General features: G+C 66.6%; 20 protein-coding genes and 1 pseudogene. 6 read left to right on the plus strand and 15 right to left on the minus strand.

Features of this window, described 5'->3' with window-relative positions; all coding sequences use genetic code 11:
- Positions 1 to 167: 167 nt before the first annotated feature.
- Complete coding sequence (locus Psi02_RS31710) at positions 168 to 1,001, plus strand: alpha/beta fold hydrolase (protein ID WP_239095326.1); 834 nt, start codon at positions 168 to 170, stop codon at positions 999 to 1,001.
- Between the two features lie 171 nt (positions 1,002 to 1,172).
- On the opposite strand, the gene Psi02_RS31715 is transcribed toward Psi02_RS31710, so the two are convergent.
- From Psi02_RS31715 to Psi02_RS31755, 9 genes and pseudogenes are all read right to left on the minus strand, one after another.
- Complete coding sequence (locus Psi02_RS31715; protein ID WP_203979521.1) at positions 1,173 to 1,499, minus strand: hypothetical protein; 327 nt, start codon at positions 1,497 to 1,499, stop codon at positions 1,173 to 1,175.
- Between the two features lie 125 nt (positions 1,500 to 1,624).
- Positions 1,625 to 2,218 carry a hypothetical protein gene (locus Psi02_RS31720; protein WP_203979522.1) on the minus strand — a complete coding sequence of 198 codons (594 nt, stop codon included), beginning with the start codon at positions 2,216 to 2,218 and terminating at the stop codon, positions 1,625 to 1,627.
- A 94-nt stretch (positions 2,219 to 2,312) separates the two neighbouring features.
- A complete protein-coding gene (locus tag Psi02_RS31725) occupies positions 2,313 to 3,794 on the minus strand; it encodes a carboxylesterase/lipase family protein (RefSeq protein WP_203979523.1) in 1,482 nt (493 codons plus the stop codon).
- A 499-nt stretch (positions 3,795 to 4,293) separates the two neighbouring features.
- Positions 4,294 to 5,181, minus strand: a complete 888-nt coding sequence (locus tag Psi02_RS31730) for a LysR family transcriptional regulator (RefSeq protein ID WP_203979524.1) — start codon at positions 5,179 to 5,181, stop codon at positions 4,294 to 4,296.
- A 230-nt stretch (positions 5,182 to 5,411) separates the two neighbouring features.
- On the minus strand, positions 5,412 to 6,638 hold the full coding sequence (locus tag Psi02_RS31735) for an RNA polymerase sigma factor (protein WP_203979525.1): 1,227 nt from the start codon (positions 6,636 to 6,638) through the stop codon (positions 5,412 to 5,414).
- A pseudogene (locus Psi02_RS31740) lies at positions 6,638 to 7,053 on the minus strand (YciI family protein). The gene Psi02_RS31735 and the pseudogene Psi02_RS31740 overlap by 1 nt, the downstream one beginning before the upstream one ends.
- A gap of 175 nt (positions 7,054 to 7,228) precedes the next feature.
- Entirely contained in the window at positions 7,229 to 7,480 is a 252-nt protein-coding gene (locus tag Psi02_RS31745) for a MafI family immunity protein (RefSeq protein ID WP_308442289.1), read from the minus strand.
- A gap of 31 nt (positions 7,481 to 7,511) precedes the next feature.
- A complete protein-coding gene (locus Psi02_RS31750) occupies positions 7,512 to 8,300 on the minus strand; it encodes an SDR family NAD(P)-dependent oxidoreductase (RefSeq protein WP_203979527.1) in 789 nt (262 codons plus the stop codon).
- Positions 8,301 to 8,368: 68 nt separating this feature from the next.
- Positions 8,369 to 8,944 (minus strand): TetR/AcrR family transcriptional regulator, encoded by a 576-nt coding sequence (locus tag Psi02_RS31755; RefSeq protein WP_203979528.1) that lies wholly within the window; start codon positions 8,942 to 8,944, stop codon positions 8,369 to 8,371.
- 163 nt (positions 8,945 to 9,107) lie between these two features.
- Here Psi02_RS31755 and Psi02_RS31760 point away from each other — a divergent pair, with 163 nt between their 5' ends.
- Positions 9,108 to 9,770, plus strand: coding sequence for a tetratricopeptide repeat protein (locus Psi02_RS31760; RefSeq protein ID WP_203979529.1), 663 nt, complete (start codon positions 9,108 to 9,110; stop codon positions 9,768 to 9,770).
- 156 nt (positions 9,771 to 9,926) lie between these two features.
- Here Psi02_RS31760 and Psi02_RS31765 read toward each other — a convergent pair whose 3' ends face one another.
- The gene (locus Psi02_RS31765) at positions 9,927 to 10,154 is read right to left on the minus strand and encodes an alpha/beta fold hydrolase (protein WP_203979530.1); all 228 of its coding nucleotides are present in this window, start codon (positions 10,152 to 10,154) and stop codon (positions 9,927 to 9,929) included.
- A 76-nt stretch (positions 10,155 to 10,230) separates the two neighbouring features.
- Here Psi02_RS31765 and Psi02_RS31770 point away from each other — a divergent pair, with 76 nt between their 5' ends.
- The gene (locus Psi02_RS31770) at positions 10,231 to 10,494 is read left to right on the plus strand and encodes a hypothetical protein (RefSeq protein ID WP_203979531.1); all 264 of its coding nucleotides are present in this window, start codon (positions 10,231 to 10,233) and stop codon (positions 10,492 to 10,494) included.
- On the opposite strand, the gene Psi02_RS41185 is transcribed toward Psi02_RS31770, so the two are convergent.
- Positions 10,463 to 10,759, minus strand: a complete 297-nt coding sequence (locus Psi02_RS41185) for an inositol monophosphatase family protein (RefSeq protein ID WP_203979618.1) — start codon at positions 10,757 to 10,759, stop codon at positions 10,463 to 10,465. The genes Psi02_RS31770 and Psi02_RS41185 overlap by 32 nt on opposite strands.
- A gap of 392 nt (positions 10,760 to 11,151) precedes the next feature.
- Between Psi02_RS41185 and Psi02_RS31780 the strand changes: the two genes are divergently transcribed.
- Both Psi02_RS31780 and Psi02_RS31785 read left to right on the plus strand, forming a co-directional pair.
- The gene (locus Psi02_RS31780; protein WP_239095328.1) at positions 11,152 to 11,691 is read left to right on the plus strand and encodes a DUF1062 domain-containing protein; all 540 of its coding nucleotides are present in this window, start codon (positions 11,152 to 11,154) and stop codon (positions 11,689 to 11,691) included.
- A gap of 178 nt (positions 11,692 to 11,869) precedes the next feature.
- Positions 11,870 to 12,280 carry an SgcJ/EcaC family oxidoreductase gene (locus Psi02_RS31785; RefSeq protein ID WP_203979533.1) on the plus strand — a complete coding sequence of 137 codons (411 nt, stop codon included), beginning with the start codon at positions 11,870 to 11,872 and terminating at the stop codon, positions 12,278 to 12,280.
- A 238-nt stretch (positions 12,281 to 12,518) separates the two neighbouring features.
- Here the strand turns inward: Psi02_RS31785 and Psi02_RS31790 are convergent, their stop codons facing one another.
- The 4 genes from Psi02_RS31790 to Psi02_RS31805 all read right to left on the minus strand — a co-directional run bounded on the left by Psi02_RS31790 (position 12,519) and on the right by Psi02_RS31805 (position 14,926).
- Positions 12,519 to 13,232: a LysE family translocator gene (locus tag Psi02_RS31790; protein ID WP_203979534.1), complete on the minus strand. Its 714-nt coding sequence runs from the start codon at positions 13,230 to 13,232 to the stop codon at positions 12,519 to 12,521.
- 39 nt (positions 13,233 to 13,271) lie between these two features.
- The gene (locus Psi02_RS31795; protein WP_203979535.1) at positions 13,272 to 13,571 is read right to left on the minus strand and encodes a helix-turn-helix domain-containing protein; all 300 of its coding nucleotides are present in this window, start codon (positions 13,569 to 13,571) and stop codon (positions 13,272 to 13,274) included.
- A 5-nt stretch (positions 13,572 to 13,576) separates the two neighbouring features.
- Positions 13,577 to 13,828 (minus strand): type II toxin-antitoxin system RelE/ParE family toxin, encoded by a 252-nt coding sequence (locus Psi02_RS31800; RefSeq protein ID WP_239095329.1) that lies wholly within the window; start codon positions 13,826 to 13,828, stop codon positions 13,577 to 13,579.
- Between the two features lie 354 nt (positions 13,829 to 14,182).
- Entirely contained in the window at positions 14,183 to 14,926 is a 744-nt protein-coding gene (locus tag Psi02_RS31805; RefSeq protein WP_203979536.1) for a phosphatase PAP2 family protein, read from the minus strand.
- Positions 14,927 to 15,239: 313 nt separating this feature from the next.
- Here Psi02_RS31805 and Psi02_RS31810 point away from each other — a divergent pair, with 313 nt between their 5' ends.
- On the plus strand, positions 15,240 to 15,740 hold the full coding sequence (locus tag Psi02_RS31810; protein ID WP_203979537.1) for a nucleotidyltransferase domain-containing protein: 501 nt from the start codon (positions 15,240 to 15,242) through the stop codon (positions 15,738 to 15,740).
- Positions 15,741 to 15,776 lie beyond the last annotated feature (36 nt).

Below are 15,776 nucleotides of genomic sequence, written 5' to 3' on the forward strand. Positions count from 1 at the left end.
GCTAGTCGAGGCGAGGCCGGTCGGCCCCGACGGCATTGTGATCTTGACCTATCAGCCGTCGGACAAGAGGCAACAGGCCGCAGCGTAGGTCGCGTCACCGGTTGACCACGTCTCCCTTCGCGGAGGGCACTTCTCTGCCAGGCCCCCACGCGGACGCATGATCACCGATGGCGCTCATCGTCCACCAACCGAATGACATCGCAGAAATGAGGATCCACATGCAGAAGGCGACATCGGCCGACGGCACCACCATCGCCTACGACCAGGTCGGGAGCGGCCCGTCTGTCATCCTCGTCGGCGGCGGCTTCGCCGAACGGACAGACCCGATCTTCGCTGCCCTGGCCCACGCGCTGGCACCACATTTCACCGTGTTCAACTACGACCGGCGGGGCAGGGGTGACAGTGGCAACACCGCGCCATACGAGGTCCGGCGCGAGATCGAGGACCTCGCCGCCCTTATCAAGGCGGCTGGAGGGCAGGCGATGGTTTTCGGCGGCTCCTCCGGCGGCGCCCTCGCCCTGGAGGCGGCCGCCGAGGGACTGGCGATCACCAGGCTGGCGGTGTTCGAGCCTCCCTACGTCACCGACGGCAACCGCCCCGCGCTACCGAGCGAGAAGGAGATCAGCTCGCTGGTGGAGGCGGGCCGCCGAGGCGACGCGGTCGAGCTGTTCATGATCAAGGGTGCCGACGTTCCCGCCGAGATGGTCGGGCAGATGAAGACGCAGCCGTTCTGGGCAGGAATGGAGGCGGTGGCGCACACCCTCGCCTACGAAGCGGCCATCATCGGCCCAGGGACTGTCCCCGCCGAGCGGTTCGCTTCCGTCAACACCCCCACCCTGGTGCTGGCAGGTTCCCAGAGCCCGGCCCGTATGCGTGACGCGGCACAAGTGGTCGCCGACGTTCTCCCTAACGCCCGGCTTCAGCCTCTGGAAGGCCAGGCGCACGGACAGGTGGACCCGGAGAGCCTTGCCTCCGCGCTTGCAACCTTCTACGCAGCCTGACGCCAGGTACCGACCTCGACGCCCGCAAACGACCCCTACGAAAAGACCGAACACGGCACCTGTCAAGCATGTCCTGGGACTGCACTGTCAAGCATGTCCCGGGACAGGACATCAGCGTCAGCGTCTGTGCTGCCGAATTGTGCTTATAGGGACCGCGAGGCAGAGCACCGACTACTCCTCAAGGACCCGCCATTCACCCGCCCACCAGCCTTCCCCGCTGGTGTCCCGCACAGCCGACACGATGATGTCATCGACTATCTCGATGACGACCAAATCCCACGGCTCCTCGAAACCGTGAGCATGGCAATGTGGGCAACCCTCTAGAACGCCCTGGGCCGCCACGCGATGATGTCCGCGTTCGCCCTCTACATCCCACGTGTAGTCCCAATTCACCCTCTGGCCTACCTTGTACTCTTCAAGGTCGAGAGCGCCGAACTTGAACTGCGCTTTCCATGTCCCGGACTCCCCGCACTCCGGACAGACAAGCGGTTCGGGCATTCTTAACACGCTGAACATTCCCATAAGCACCGATAGTCCACGCCAGAGCGTTGGCCGGCCAACCCCATGTCCACCTGTTCCGACTCGTCCAGCAGAAGGCACCACGCCGCAAGATCGCGTCGCGCTTACGTCAGATGTCTTGCCTTCCGGACGAGCACCCAGGGCAGTTGGCCGAACGGCTTGTAGGAGCTGAGCGCGACGGTCACGATCAGCACGCCGCACGCACCTCCGGAGTCCTTGACCAGCGCGAACGGGTCAGCGAGAGCTCGACCGGCGAGCGCCGTGGCGGCAGCGTCTTCGAGGGTGGGCACAAGCACGAACAGGGCCAGGATGGTGCCGCCGGTGGTGAGCAGGAACTTGAGGAGCACCCACCAGTGGCGCAGCACCCCCCACGGAGTGAGCAGGCCCAGCGCAAGGCCGGTGGCGAGGGAGAGCAGCGCCAGGGGAATGATGAGCGCCAGGCCCAGCAGGTGCGCCGCCGGATAGATGCTCACAGGGTCGGCTCCCTGCCACCCGGCGATGACGAGAGCGAGGATGGCGGAGTCCGCACCCAGCAGCCCCACCGAACTGATCACATGCAAGGTGCGCAGGGCCTTGCGCCACGGCGGGGACAGCAGAGTCCCGGGCCGCCCGCGGAGCTGCCGCGCTCCGACCGTCCCGCGCGCGTCAGGCGGCCTCGGCCTGCCGTGAGATGCCTGCGCGCCTTGTCCCCTGTCCACTGGAACTCCCTCTGAGTTGATTGCCGGATTCGCTGGGCCACGCCCGGCCGACCGAACCGTCAGCCGGGCGTGCCGTTGGGGGGGAGGTGACGGTTCAGTTGCCGTTCCAGAAGGCGCAGTCATGCTCGGTGGCGAGGTCCACCGGCCGGATGCCGTCCGGCCCGGAAGCGAGCGAGAGCGTGGCGCCACCACCGGAGCGATAGGCCGGCCAACGCGGCAGCCCGGGACCGTTGGGGTCGCCGGTCGCGGCGAAGCGCGTCCAGTAGGCGATCATGCCGCGTGACAGCTCCTGCTTCGCAGGGGTGGTGGGCGGCGTGCCTGGGCCGTCCAGGAGGTAGGGCACGTCGGTGCCGTGCGCAGCGCCGAGCGGGAGGCCGACGATCTCCTGCCCAGAGTCTTCGGCGAACTCGAATTCGTATACCGGCATATGGCGGGCCGCCGCCTCGGCGGCCGGAAGCTGGGAGCAGGCGCCGAGCTTACGGCCCCAGTCGCTCAGGACGGTGGCCAGCGCCAGACTGGGCGTGGCGAAGCGGCCGAGCGGATAGCGATCGAGCACGGCTCTGGCGTCGTCGCCCATGAGGTCGACGAGGATCTGCGGGTACTGCTGCGCCGTTACGGGCAGACCCTGTGCGTCGAACTGCACGGCGACGAAGGGACGCATTTCATCATGGGTGCCGCCCTGGATCAGCGGCACCCGCGCGGTGCGCGCGCGGCGCAGCGCGTCAAGGGGCTGCAGCGGAAGCGCGGGCGTGCCCGCGGTGAAGATCCAGGGCATGTCGCCGATGCGGGCGGTCGCGGTGAAGACCCGGTCGGAGCCGATGGGCAGCAGATCCATCACGGGCTTTGCCCGCAGGCAGGACAGCACCTGCGTCGTACACCCGAGGTCGGAGGCGATCTTCGTGGCCCGTGCCCGGGCCTCCTTGAGGGTGACGAAATCATTGCCGCAGGGACCGCTCTGCACGATCGCCTTCTGGAACAGCCCTCGTGAGCCCGGCGCTTCGAGATGGGCGCACACGCTGAAGCCGCCGGCCGACTCGCCGAAGATCGTGACGTTGGCGGGGTCACCGCCGAAGGCCGTGATGTTGCTCTTCACCCAGCGCAGCGCGGCCTGCTGGTCCGCAAGCGCGTAGTTGCCCGCGTACGGGTCACGCAGGTCGGGATGGGCCAGATAGCCCAGAGCTCCCAGCCGGTAGTTGAGGGCCACCGTGATGACCTTCCCCTGCGTGGTCAGTCGGGTCGGGTCGTAGTCGCTGCCCGCGCCCTGCACGAACCCTCCGCCGTGGATCCAGACCATGACGGGAAGCGGCCCGGAGGAGCGCGCAGCGGGGGTGGTGACGTTGAGGAAGAGGCAGTTCTCGTTACCGACCACCTTGGGTGGCTGGCCGGGGGTGCTGCCGTCGAGCTGGGGACAGGGGCTGCCGGGTTTGGTGGCGTCGCGCACCCCCGTCCACACCGGAGCGCGGCCCGGGGGTTGCCAGCGCCGCGCGCCGATCGGCGGCGCAGCGTAGGGGATGCCGGAGAAGGTCCGGACGTCTGAGGTGACGACACCCTCCAGGGTGCCCTCGGCGGTATGCACGGTGGCCCTTTGGGGATCACCCGACGCCTGCGCATGCGTTGTCCCTGGCAGCAAGGCTACGACGGCGGCCAAGATCAGCAATGGGAACCCTATTCGCATGGAGAAAGCGTTTCAATCCTCCCGCTGTTTCACGTCGTCTCACTGATGTCCCCGCGACTACACCCCCCGTCGTACGGGTCGGCCGGAGCGAACCGACCCACTTCATCGTCGCGCCATTAGCCATGGTGACGAGCACCATGATCGTCGTGCCGTTAACCCCGGTAAGACAAGGGCACTCACGGTCATTAACGACCGGCCCCAGCCGCAGGCCAGCGCCCTCCACAAGGCATGTTCTCTGCAATGGCGCTTTCAGCGCGGGTTCGATTCCCGTCACCCGCTCCAACAGCAAAGGCCTAGGTCAGAGGATGTTTCCCGACCCGGGCCTTGATTGTTTTCTGGGTGATTTATCTTCACGGGCTCCCCCGAAAGCCGGCGCCATTCGGACGTGAGGGTGCGCGGTTCAGACGACGAGGGTGCCGATGTCGGCGGCGACTCGGGCGAGGGCCCGGATGCGCTCGTTCTCGGTCTCGGTGCGCCACACCAGGGCATATGGCAGGGCGTCGATGTCGCTGACGGGCAGATAGGCGATGTCGGGCCGGTTCCAATAGCGCGTCATGTGGGCGGGGAAGAGGTTGACGAGCTCCCCGGTGCTGGTCAGGGTGAAAATCTCCTCCGTATTGCGTACCAACGGGCCGCGTTCGATAGGGCGGCCCTTTCGGGTGTAGAACGGGCAGAAGCTGTCGGCCCAGTAGTCCGGTATCGACGGGCCGTCGCTGTGCTGGAAGTCGGCGAGCATCTCCAGCGAGACGGAGGTGCGCCGGGTGAGTTCGTGGTCGGCGGCCACGGCCACCACCCGCGGGTCGGCGAACAAGACCGGGCCCACCGTCAGGTCGGGTTCTTCGACCGGCAGCCAACAGATCAGGATGTCGAGGTCGCCGCGGCGCAACCCGGCGAACGAGTCGACGAAGGGGGCGTGCTGGATCTGCAGCTTCCACTGCGGGTGGCGGGCGCGGAAGGTCTCCCAGTAGGGACGCAGCTCGTGGGCGTTGAGGGGGATCATGCCGACGCGCAGCACGGCGGTGACGCCCTGGGCGGCCAGCTTGGCACGGCGCATGCCGTCCTGCAGCCCGGAGTAGACGGGCGAGAGATCGTCGCGGAGCTGCCGGCCGAGCGGGGTCAACCGGACCGTGCGGCTGGTGCGCTCGAACAGCTGGCCGCCGATCTGGCGTTCCTGTTTCTTGACGGCCTGGGTGATGCGGGCGGTGGTCACGCGCAGCCGTTCGGCGGTCCGCCCGAAATGCAGCTCTTCGGCCAGGGTCAGGAAGATCTCGATGTCGCGAAGTTCCACGACTCCCTCTCGCGTTAACTCGGGGGGTTAGTACGGCCCTGCGCAAGTTGCTGTTGTTTCGGGGTGTTCGTCACGTTGATCCTAGTCACCGGCCCGAGTCGGGCCACTTCTGCAGTGACGACATGACACCTTCGATGGGCAAACCTGGCGGCCCCGGCGACGAGGTCATCTGTGATCGACAGGCTATTAGCGGGCCAGCGCTCGAATCCCGGCCGGCCGCGTTGAAGAAGTCAGCTCAGCGCGGCCGCCTTGCGCAACAGCACGGAGCGTTCGCGCTGGTTGGCGCACAGCCGGGCCGCCAGCTCCAGCTCGGCGCGCGCCTCCGGTCGCCGTCCGAGGCGGGCCAGCAGCTCACCGCGTACGGTCGGGACCAGATGCGAACCGGGGAGCCGGTCCAAGGCGATCAGCTCGTCCACGATGGCCAGGGCTTGCGCCGGACCTGAGGCCATGGCCACGGCGACGGCCCGGTTGAGTTCGACCACCGGCGAGGGTGCGACTCGGCCGAGTGCCTCGTAGAGCACCACGATTCGGTCCCAGTCGGTTGCCTCGACGGAAGGACCCGACGCGTGGGCGGCGGCGATCGCGGCCTGCAGGCCGTAGGGGCCGAGCCCGCGAGTCGATGCCTTGGCCAGCGCGGCCAGCCCACGGCGGATCGCCGAGAAGTCCCACCGCCGCCGGTCCTGGTCCGCCAGCAGGATCGGCGAGCCGTCCGGGCCGGTCCGGGCCGGGAAGCGCGCGGCCGTCAGCTCGCACAGCGCGAGCAGGCCGTGCACGTCGGGCTCGTCCGGTTGCAGCGCGGCCAGTGTGCGGGCCAGCCGGATCGCCTCGTACGCGACGTCGGGGCGTAGCAGCCGGTCGCCCGACGTGGCCGTCGACCCCTCGGTGAAGATCACGTAGATGACGCTGAGCACGCCGCCCAGCCGTTCCCGGCGGTCGGCGGCCGGCGGCAGCTCGAACGGAACCCCGGCCGCCGCGATCGTCTTCTTCGCCCGGGTGATGCGGGCCTGCACGGTCGGCACGGGTACGAGGAACGCGCGGGCGATCTGTTCGGTGGACAGGCCGCCGACCACGCGCAGGGTCAGCGCCACCCGGGCCTCGGGGGAGAGCACCGGGTGGCAGCTGACGAACATCAGCGCCAGGATGTCGTCGTCGATCTTGTCGGGATCGATTTCTTCGTCAACCGCCGAGTCGACCGCCACGTCGGTCGCCAGCAGGGCGTATCGATCCTGGAGGGCGGTCCGGCGGCGGATCGCGTCGATCGCCCGCCGCCGGGCCGTGGCCATTAGCCAGCCGGCCGGATTCGCCGGAGAGGCGAGCGGCCACGACACCAGCGCCTCGGCCACCGCCTCCTGGGCGGCGTCCTCGGCCAGCCCGAAATCGCCGGTGAACCGGGTCAGCGCGGCGACGATCCGCGCCGACTCGATCCGCCAGACGGCCTCGACGTCGGCCGTACCCATCAGATCCGGCCGGTGCTCTCGCGCCCGGCCCAGTCCTTTACGGTCACTCGTCGACCTGCGGGACCTCGTCGTCCCCGGGCACCCGCCGGATCTCGATCTTGGACCCGGGGGCCGCCGGGACCCGCTTGGCCCACTCGACCGCCTCCTGTTTCGAGGCGACGTCGAGCATGAAGAAGCCCCCGAACAGTTCCTTGGTCTCTCCGTACGGCCCGTCCGTGACCACCGGGGCCTCACCGCTGAAGTCGACCACGACGCCCTGGCCTGGATCGTCCAGCCCTTCCGCCGCGAGGAGAACGCCGGCCTTGACCGTCTCCTCGATGAACTGGCGGGTCTTGGCCATCATCTCGTGGATGTCGGCCATCATGGCCGCGTTCGACTCATCGGTGCCCCGCATGATCAGCAGGTACTTCGGCATCGCGTTCTCCTCATCCGGCGGGGCCGCCTCTCGACCCTCGCACCCTCACGTCGAACGAGCGGACCGCGGATCGACACGGCCCCGGAGAAATCTCTCACCGCGACCCAGCCGAATCCGTCCGACCCGCGTTGCGCCCGTCAGACCTGGAAACGCTGATCGAGATCACTTGAACGCGTCACCGGTCGGGACAGAACGACAGGGCTCTGGGAACCCGGTCGCCCATCTGCATCCGGTCAACGAGTGCGAGCATGTCGGCGCGCTCGCCTGCCGTCAATGGCAGTTCCTCCTCGGAGAGCACGTCGGCCATCCGTTCGAGGGCAAGGCCCAGTTCGTTCGCGTCGATGAACTCAGCGATCAAGTTGAGGTCCTTGCCCGAGATGTTCCGCGGCCTGAGTCTTGCGCCGTGAGATGACTGTCCTATCCGCAGAAGCCCGCGTCATGGGTGCGGGTGGTGTCGGTTAGAGGGTCTTGACCTGGCCGCCGTCGAGGATGAACTCGGCGCCGGTGGTATTGGCGGAGCGAGCGGAGGCGAGGAACAGCACCAGGTCGGCGACCTCGCCGGGCTCGGTGATCCGGCCGGTGCTGATCGCCATGCTCTGCGGCACAACCTCGTCGAGCGCTTGCTGGGCGGTGACTCCGGCGCCGGAGGCGACGGCGTCCGCGAAGCCGCCCGGGTCGGTCCAGAACGGGGTCCGCACCGGGCCGGGCGAGACAGCGTTGACCCGCACGCCACGCGGCGCGAACTCCTCCGACAGGGTCTTGGTCAGGTTGGCCACCGCCGCCTTCGCCGCCGAGTAGTCGACCACCATCGGGAACGGCAGCCGGGCATTGATGCTGCTGATGTTGACGATCACCCCGCCGGTGTCCAGCAGAGCGGGCAGGGCCGCCCTGCTGGTGCGCACGGCGCTGAAGAACGTCACGTCGAAGATCCGGGCCCACTCGGCGTCGTCGACGTCGAGGAAACCCGACCGGGCACCGCCGGCGCCAACGTTGTTGACCAGCACATCCAGGCGCCCGTACGTCGAGAGCGCGGCGTCGATGAGCCGCTGCGGGACACCCGGGTCAGTGATGTCGGCCAGCACCACAGTGGCGCCACGCGCGGCCAGGGCGTCTAGTTCGGGGGTGCTCGTGCGGCTGCTCGCCACCACGTGCGCACCCTCGTCGAGCAACGCCGCCACGGTGGCCAGGCCGATGCCCTTGCTCGCGCCGGTGACGACCGCGACCTTGCCCTGCAGTTCGAGATCCACTACAACTCCTCAATTGTTGACTGATCAGTTCCTAATTCGGGCAGCAAAAATACTTCGGGTAGCAAAAGTCAGTCGAGCGCGCCCACGGCCACCTTGACGGCGTTTTCGAGGAACACTCGATCCGCGCGGGCCTTGCCCATCACCCGCAGACCCTGCAGGAACGTGGTCAGGAACTGGGCCAGTTCCTGCGGCTTCTTGTCCGCTGCGATGTCCCCGCGGGCCCGGGCCCGCTCCAACGCCCCGGCCAGGGCCGACTCAATCTGGCCCATTGTGCGGGAGGCCTGCTGCACCGTGTCCGGGTGCGCCGAGCGCTCCGTGGCCGCGTTGACCAGCAGGCACCCCCGCTCCGGATCGGCCAGGTCGGCCTCCACCAACTCCAAGAGCACCGCCCGGATCGCCGGACGCACCTGCTCCGCCCGGTCCAGTATCTCGATCAGCCCCTCCGCGTGGCGCTGGCAGTAACGGCGAAGCGCCATCGCATAGAGCTGCTCCTTGGATCCGAACGCCTTGTACAGGCTGCCCCGGGCGATCCCGAGACCCTCCACGAGATCCTCCGTCGAGGTCGCCTCGAACCCCTGACGCCAGAACAACTCCATCGCGCGGTCCACCGCCGTATCGATGTCGAACGTCCTTGGCCTACCCATGCGACGACCATACGGATAAGGAACCGATCAGTCAACAACTGTCCGCCGCCGTCTGAGCAACCACCTATATATGCAGTAGCCGCGATGGCCAGCATGACGATCTTGGCCGGAGTACTCTGTTGCTGATCTAGCACGTAGTGGCGACGCCAGGGCGGGGGCGGCGATGAGCGCCGAAGACCGGATCGAACGGGCCAAGACGCTCTATGAACGGGCAGTGTTCAGCGGTGACGCCAGCGTGCTGACCAACGCCGAACGGGGCCTGGACGCGGTGGAGGCCGATGCCGCGTTGGCCCGTGGGCGGATCCTGCATGCGCGGTTTCTCAACGAGCGCGCCAGCGCCGGCTCGTCACCCGTCGAGGACCCGGCTGAACTGCCGTTGTTCGAGCGCGCGATCGAGCTGTACCGGGCGCTGGGCGACGCGCGCGGCGAGGCCGAGGCGTTGTTCTGGATCGGCTGCCTACATCAGGTCATCCGGCGTGACAACGAGACTGCGGTTCCGGAACTGGAGCAGTCCTGCCGGCTGGCGGCGCAGGTCGGCGACAAGCCGACCCAGTCCGAGGCCCTGCGGCACTTGGGCATCGCGGCACACATGGCCGGTCGGCTGGATGAAGCGCGCGAGCGACTGGAGGAGTCGTCGCGACTGCGCCGGGAAGTCGGGGCCCTGCCGGGCGTGGCCGCCAACATGGTCGGGCTGGCCTACATCGCCGCCGCCCAGGACCGCCGGGCGGACGCGCTCGCGACACTCGACGAGGCTCACGCCATCGCACAGGCGCATGGTGCCCATGCCATCGTGCGGCAAATCGAGCAGGCGAGAACGGAGATCTAGCTAGGAAGATGTATCGCTTTCGGACACCTGCTTGATTCAAGCTGTCAGAAAGTCCGAGTGAGCAACGGAACGCCATACGTGTTGCGCCCAGGACAGGTCCTGCGGGTCGTCCCTCTGAATGCTCGGAGCACGCCTAGAAGGACAGCAGGGCCTCCTTCACTCCTTCGCGGCCGCCGCCACGTGTTCAAGGACGTATGTTGCCCACGTCTCCGGCGCCTCCAACGGGCTGAAGTGCCCGACGTTCTTCATGACGTGCAGGCTGTAGTCGCTGTAGTAGTCGTCCAGGGTGTCGCTCCACTCCGGGGGGAAGAGCGGGTCGCTGTCCGGCCACAGGATGGTGATGTTTCTTGGAGAACCGGTCGGACGGAGCCGGCTTGGTCTCATTGGCGTAGTAGGTGATCGGGTTGCCTTCGGGGTGCCGGAACCACATCACGCCGGCCAGGAAGGCGCCCGGTGCGGAATGGTTCTCGGTGAGGTGGTCGAGGAGTTCGTCGACGACGGAGGATCCGGGGGCCGACCAGTTCTGCAGGTTCTCCTTCAGCGCAGCCCGGACGGCGTCAGGCTTCCCGTCGATGAGATCCTCGACGAGTCTGGTTTTGTACAAGATCGCGTGCAGGAAGGCGTTGACGGCATCTTCCTCCAGGACCCGCCGCCCCACCCCGATGGGCGGATTCGAGTGATCATCGCAAGGCTTACCGGTCAGGTGGAGACTGGTTGCCGATGAGTTCCAGCAACGCTGCGTGCGTCTCCTGGTCAGCTGCCACGACGAGCCCACCTGCGCCGGTGTGCAGTGGCTGACCATGGATGCCGGTAACCACGCATCCGGCGGCTTGACACAACGCGATCCCGCTGGCGAAGTGCACGCTGTCTTGTAGATGGCCGTCAGTGACGTATGCGGCTCGCCGGCCGGCGGCGACCCAGGCCACGGCCAAGGTGGTGGAGACGACTCTCGGCCGGAATCGCTCGACGAACCCCTCGTCGGCAAGCAGCCGGACAGCCCGGAAAGTGGTTCGTTCGGAAACGGTGGATCAAGGTTGACATCCACCAGTCGCGAATCGGGCGACGGCGTGAGTTCCTCATCCACGCCGTCGCGGCGGACGTACGCGTGGTCGCTGTCCGAGCACCGGATGGTTTCCCCCAGCCACCCTCGCCCATCGGGCCATTAGCCAGGCTGACGGCGGTCGCGAAAACAGGTGGAGCTTGTGGACGGTGATCGCCTAGCTTGGGTTCTCCCCCAACGTGAGGACTTCGCGCGCATGACGCCGCCTGCTCTTTAGACCTGACACTCCCCTGCGCATTGGTCGCCGACGACGCCGTCGGCTCTGTTTTCCATGCTCTTCGTCGGGTCTTCAGAGAGATCATGTCTTCACATCCTCATATCGTGCTGCCCTGGGCCGTGCGGCGCACCCGCCTGCCCCTGCTCGCCCTCCGGTGCGTGGCCTGCCCCTCCGACCGCGCCACCGTCGGCAACGGCAGATTCCGCGTCAACGCCAACGGCAAACTTCTCGACGTCTGGCTCCTGGTCAACTGCGTTTCCTGTGGCTGGACCAGCAAGCTCACCGTCCACGATCGCGTCCCGGTCCGCTCACTGCCCGCTGACCTTCTGGCCGGTTACTCGGCCAACTCGCCTTCCCTCGTCGTGGATACCCTTCTCGACCCGTTGATCGCCCGGCGCAACCGGTTCGCGCTCGTTTGGGACGGGTGCTGGGAACTCCACGCACCTCCCGTTCCCGAGGATCCGTGGCCCCTTCAGATCACGGTCACCTTCGACGATCCCGTGCCAGTCCGTCCCGAACGGCTCATCGCTCATGGATTAGGCATCAGCCGTAATGAGCTCGCCCACAGAGTCAAGATCGATATGCCGCTGAACCGCAGGACGAAACTGGATTTCTCATTCGTCCTGATGCCGTCGGTCAAGTAGGTCCAGGTGTCGGGACGACGCTCTCCGCCAGGCAGGCGGGCCCAGCAGCCCTTCTCCTCGGTCGCCTCGAGCACCCCAACGCCTCTCCGCGGGCGCGATGAGTTCCGACCCCACCGCCGGTATGTATCGACGAGTTCGCCCGAATACCCCGGGCGAACCGATCACAAGGGAGAATCCGATGTCAGACAGTCGTGCGGAAGACAAGGCCGCCATCCAGGCGGTACTCGTTGCCTCCTACAAGGCGTGGGAGGCCGGCAACGCCGACGGCATGGTCGCCGACTACACCGCGGACGCGACCGCCATCATGACCGGCTCGCTCCGCGACAGCCGTGACGTGATCCGCGAGAACATGGCCCTGGCCTTCGACGGGCCGCTCAAGGGCAGCTCGACCTACAACAAGCAGCTCAGCCTCCGCTTCGTCGGCAGGGACGCCGCGATCGTCGTCAGCGAATCCGGCATCCTGTTCGCCGGCGAGACCGAGGTTCCGGACACGGGCAAGGTGAATGCGACCTGGGTTTTCGAGAAGCGGGACGGCCGGTGGCTGATCGCCGCCTATCACAACAGCCCAATGCTGGCGCCTGGGCAGTGAACCCTTCCCTGTAACCGGCGGTGTCCTTGTGTGGTGACGCAGGGGTCTGACGTAGCTGGCCCCGAGGTTCGAGCCCTGCCGTCGAACGGCGTGAAGCCCCTGGTAGAAGTCGGTCTTGACTAGCGACCAACTTTCATGGGGGCTTCACGTGGACACCATCGTGACAAGCCCGAGCGACCTATGGATTCAGGATCCGGGCTTTGATCTTTCTCGGACTTGTGGCCTACCGGAGTAGCGGTCAGTGGGTCGAGGTGGCCACGTGCAGGCCCAAGGCAATGAGAACGGCGCCGCTAACAGCTTCCAGGCGACGACGGGAACCAGCCTCCGGCACGGCCCACCGCGGCCGCCAGGGTGAGATAAGGGCGGTCTCGATCGCCACCTGCGCCAGCGCCAGCAGAGCGGTGGTGGCGAACAGCGGCCGGTTCGACGGCACGAACTGCGGATAGAAAGCGATCATGAACACTGCGGCTTTCGGGTTCGCGAGCATTACCACGATGCCCTCGCCGAAGGCCGTCCACCAGCCACGCGCGCTGCGCGACAGTGACTCTTCAACGACCTCCGGCGTCACTTCGGCCCCGCGGCTGCGCCAGGCCGTACGCCAGGCCTTCACCCCGAGATACAGCAGAAACAGCTCACCGATCACGCGGAGGACGACGAAGGCCACCTCCGAGGCGGCGACCAGGACGGCCAGGCCGCCTGCCGCGCATAGCGCCCAGACATACAGACCCGCCTCCAGTCCCAGCACCGTGGGCACCGCTCCGGTGAAGCCCCGCAGCGCGGCACGACGAAAATCAATGCCATCGCCGGCCCCGGCGAGGCCGAGATCAGCACGACGGCGACCACGAAGGCGAGGGCTGACAGCGCGGGTTCGATTCCCGTCATCCGCTCTAATCACAAAGACCCAGGTCAGGGAATGATTACCGACCCGGGCCTTGATTGTTTTGGGTGCCACTTCGGCACCTTGCGAGCCCTGAACGCCGCTCCGGCGAGATCAGCTCGCTTCCCGTAGCGGCTGGAACTGGACACTCAGCCGCATTTCCAAAGCCTCCGCGAGCCGCTCCAGCATCGGTATGGTCGGCATCGTTCCCCCCGCTTCGAACCGTGCCACCGCCGGCTGCTTCAGCCCTGTGCGCTCGGCCAGCTCGGCCTGGGTCAGCCCTAGCTGCTCACGCCGCAGCCGTACCGCCTCACCCAGTTCGAACCGAACCCTAGCCGCCTCATATGCCGCTCCCGCACCTGGACGACTCATGATCTCAGTTTTCTTGTCAGCCCAAGTCCTGCGCTCCCCCATGCCGCTCACTCCTCATCTGCGATATGAGCCTCAGCGATACACCGCTGCAGGGCCCGCCACGCACGCCCGATCTCGCCGTCCTCACGCATCCGCTGCTTGCGGAAAACCGTCAGCATGACGATCCGCCTTCCTGGGGCGATCCAGTAGGTGATCCGTACCGCCTCCCGATGAAGGTGGAACCGCAACTCTCGCAGCTTGCCGCGGAGTTGACGGGTGTGGGGCTCGTCGAGCAAGACGCTCGGCCAGCAGGTCGACATAGAACGCCGCTGTCTCCTGGTCTTCCTGATCAAGCTCGTCAAACCACTCATCGACTTCTGGCTCCACCTCTCCCCAATTCATAACACGGACGTTATAGCGGAAGCAAGAGTCACGTCTCGGGGAACGTGAGATCCGCCTGCTTCCGAGACAAGGTGACCAGGCAGACAGGGTCCGTCGCCAAGACAGAGCGTGCTCACCTCCCCGTGCCCGGCGTCGAGTGGCTGCTGTTCTCAGTCACCACGCAGGCTGGACGCCGGTCTGCGCCAGCCGGTATGCACCGGTTGTTGGGAGTCCGGCTGCGCCTGCGGCCTCTATTTCAGCAACCCCACATCTTGGCTCTGACCCTCGACGAATCAGCGCCAAGGACGACTGGGTGTGCAGCCTTGAGCCCGAATGCCGGGTCTCGCCCTGCGCCGGCGTTCGGCGCGGCGGCCCCACACTGATGCGGCAGCGATGGAGACGCCGAGCAACACGCCGCTTCCGACGATGTCGAGCACGTAGTGGTTCCCCGTGACGAGCACATTTGCCGCCATGACGAGCGGGAACACCCACGACAACAGCGCCGATCGCGGGTGAGAGGCCCGGAGCGCGGACCAAACGGCATACGCGCACCACGCCGACCATCCCACATGCAGACTGGGCATGGCCGAGTAGAGATTCTGGCCGTTCCCGGTCCCCTGTGAGGCATGGCTCCCCAGGATGTCGTATTCAGCGACGATGTCGACGACGCCCGGCAGGGCGAACCGCGGGGGCGACATGGGCAGCGCCCAGAAAACCAGCAGAACGAGGGCGACCATCGCGAGAAGGGTCCGGCGGACCTTGATGTAAACATCGGCGTGCCGGACGAAAAGCCATAGCAGCACACCGACAAGCACGACATAGTACAAGCGGTAGTAATACACCGCCGGCTGGATCAGGGCCGGATGTTCGGTGAGCCACTCGTTCGCCATTTGCTCGATGTCCACGTGGAGGGCGTGTTCCACGGACTGCAGGGCAAGAGCGTTGGCGGTGGCAGACGCGATGTCCTTGCCGGCGGCGGCGTGGAAGTGCGTGAAGAGCAGAAACCCGAGCAGCAGAACAATGACTTCAATGAGCACGGCGGGGCGCCCACGAACGCCTCCGACAAGCGCGGCCGATCGGGCACGCTCGATCTGGCGCGAAAATCGGCCGGTGACAACCTCGCGCCGCCGGTTTCCACAATCCGGCGGTGGGCCCATGTGGTCACCATAGCTGACCATGATTGAGTAGCGGACGTTCAATTCGTCCGGCCCTGGGGTCCGGCTCAAAGTAACAGGTTGATGCCGAACATCCTTTGTGGATCAGCGTAATTGCGGAGTGCGGCACGAATCGCTTGCGGCCGGGACCGGCCCCTATGCCGCAGCGACCCGATAGAGACGACAGGATATTGCCATGTTCAAAGCAAATGAGGTTCTTCGAGTATTGGCACTGCTTCATAGCGCGGGCTCCGACGTCTGGGTCGCCGGCGGGTGGGGCATCGACGCTCTGGTCGGCAAAGTCACCCGGGAGCATCGTGACCTTGACCTGATACATCGCATCGAGCAGGAACCTCTGCTGATCAAGACACTGGAAACCGCTGGGTTCATCGAAAAGCCCGCCTGGCCGGGGCGACCCGTCCGCTTCGTCATGAGCGATCTCAATGGACTCGAGTTGGACCTGCACCCGCTGCTATTCCACTCGGACGGCTCCGCCGTCCAGTCGGCCGATGATCACGGCGGCACTTTTCCCTACCCCGCGGACTCTTTTGTCGCAGGCCTGATTGAGGGCGTTCAGGTGCCCTGTCTGTCGGCTGCTCAGCAGGTCTACTTCCATCAGGGATACGAACCCAGCGACCGGGACCGTCACGACATGGCCCAACTCCGCGATGCATTCGGAATCACCACCCACTTCTGACCACATCGCCGGTCGCAGAACATCGTGTGTTCACGC

Source organism: Planotetraspora silvatica, from assembly GCF_016863315.1.
In the GTDB taxonomy this organism is placed as follows: domain Bacteria; phylum Actinomycetota; class Actinomycetes; order Streptosporangiales; family Streptosporangiaceae; genus Planotetraspora; species Planotetraspora silvatica.

Bases quoted from the DNA above. Each gene is read 5' to 3' on its own strand.
- Psi02_RS31710 (WP_239095326.1), top strand. From the start codon at position 168: ATGGCGCTCATCGTCCACCAACCGAATGACATCGCAGAAATGAGGATC.
- Psi02_RS31715 (WP_203979521.1), bottom strand. From the start codon at position 1,499: ATGCCCGAACCGCTTGTCTGTCCGGAGTGCGGGGAGTCCGGGACATGG.
- Psi02_RS31735 (WP_203979525.1), bottom strand. From the start codon at position 6,638: ATGGGTACGGCCGACGTCGAGGCCGTCTGGCGGATCGAGTCGGCGCGG.
- Psi02_RS31755 (WP_203979528.1), bottom strand. From the start codon at position 8,944: ATGGGTAGGCCAAGGACGTTCGACATCGATACGGCGGTGGACCGCGCG.
- Psi02_RS31760 (WP_203979529.1), top strand. From the start codon at position 9,108: ATGAGCGCCGAAGACCGGATCGAACGGGCCAAGACGCTCTATGAACGG.
- Psi02_RS31765 (WP_203979530.1), bottom strand. From the start codon at position 10,154: ATGAGACCAAGCCGGCTCCGTCCGACCGGTTCTCCAAGAAACATCACC.
- Psi02_RS31770 (WP_203979531.1), top strand. From the start codon at position 10,231: ATGGTTCTCGGTGAGGTGGTCGAGGAGTTCGTCGACGACGGAGGATCC.
- Psi02_RS31785 (WP_203979533.1), top strand. From the start codon at position 11,870: ATGTCAGACAGTCGTGCGGAAGACAAGGCCGCCATCCAGGCGGTACTC.
- Psi02_RS31795 (WP_203979535.1), bottom strand. From the start codon at position 13,571: ATGGGGGAGCGCAGGACTTGGGCTGACAAGAAAACTGAGATCATGAGT.
- Psi02_RS31800 (WP_239095329.1), bottom strand. From the start codon at position 13,828: ATGTCGACCTGCTGGCCGAGCGTCTTGCTCGACGAGCCCCACACCCGT.
- Psi02_RS31810 (WP_203979537.1), top strand. From the start codon at position 15,240: ATGTTCAAAGCAAATGAGGTTCTTCGAGTATTGGCACTGCTTCATAGC.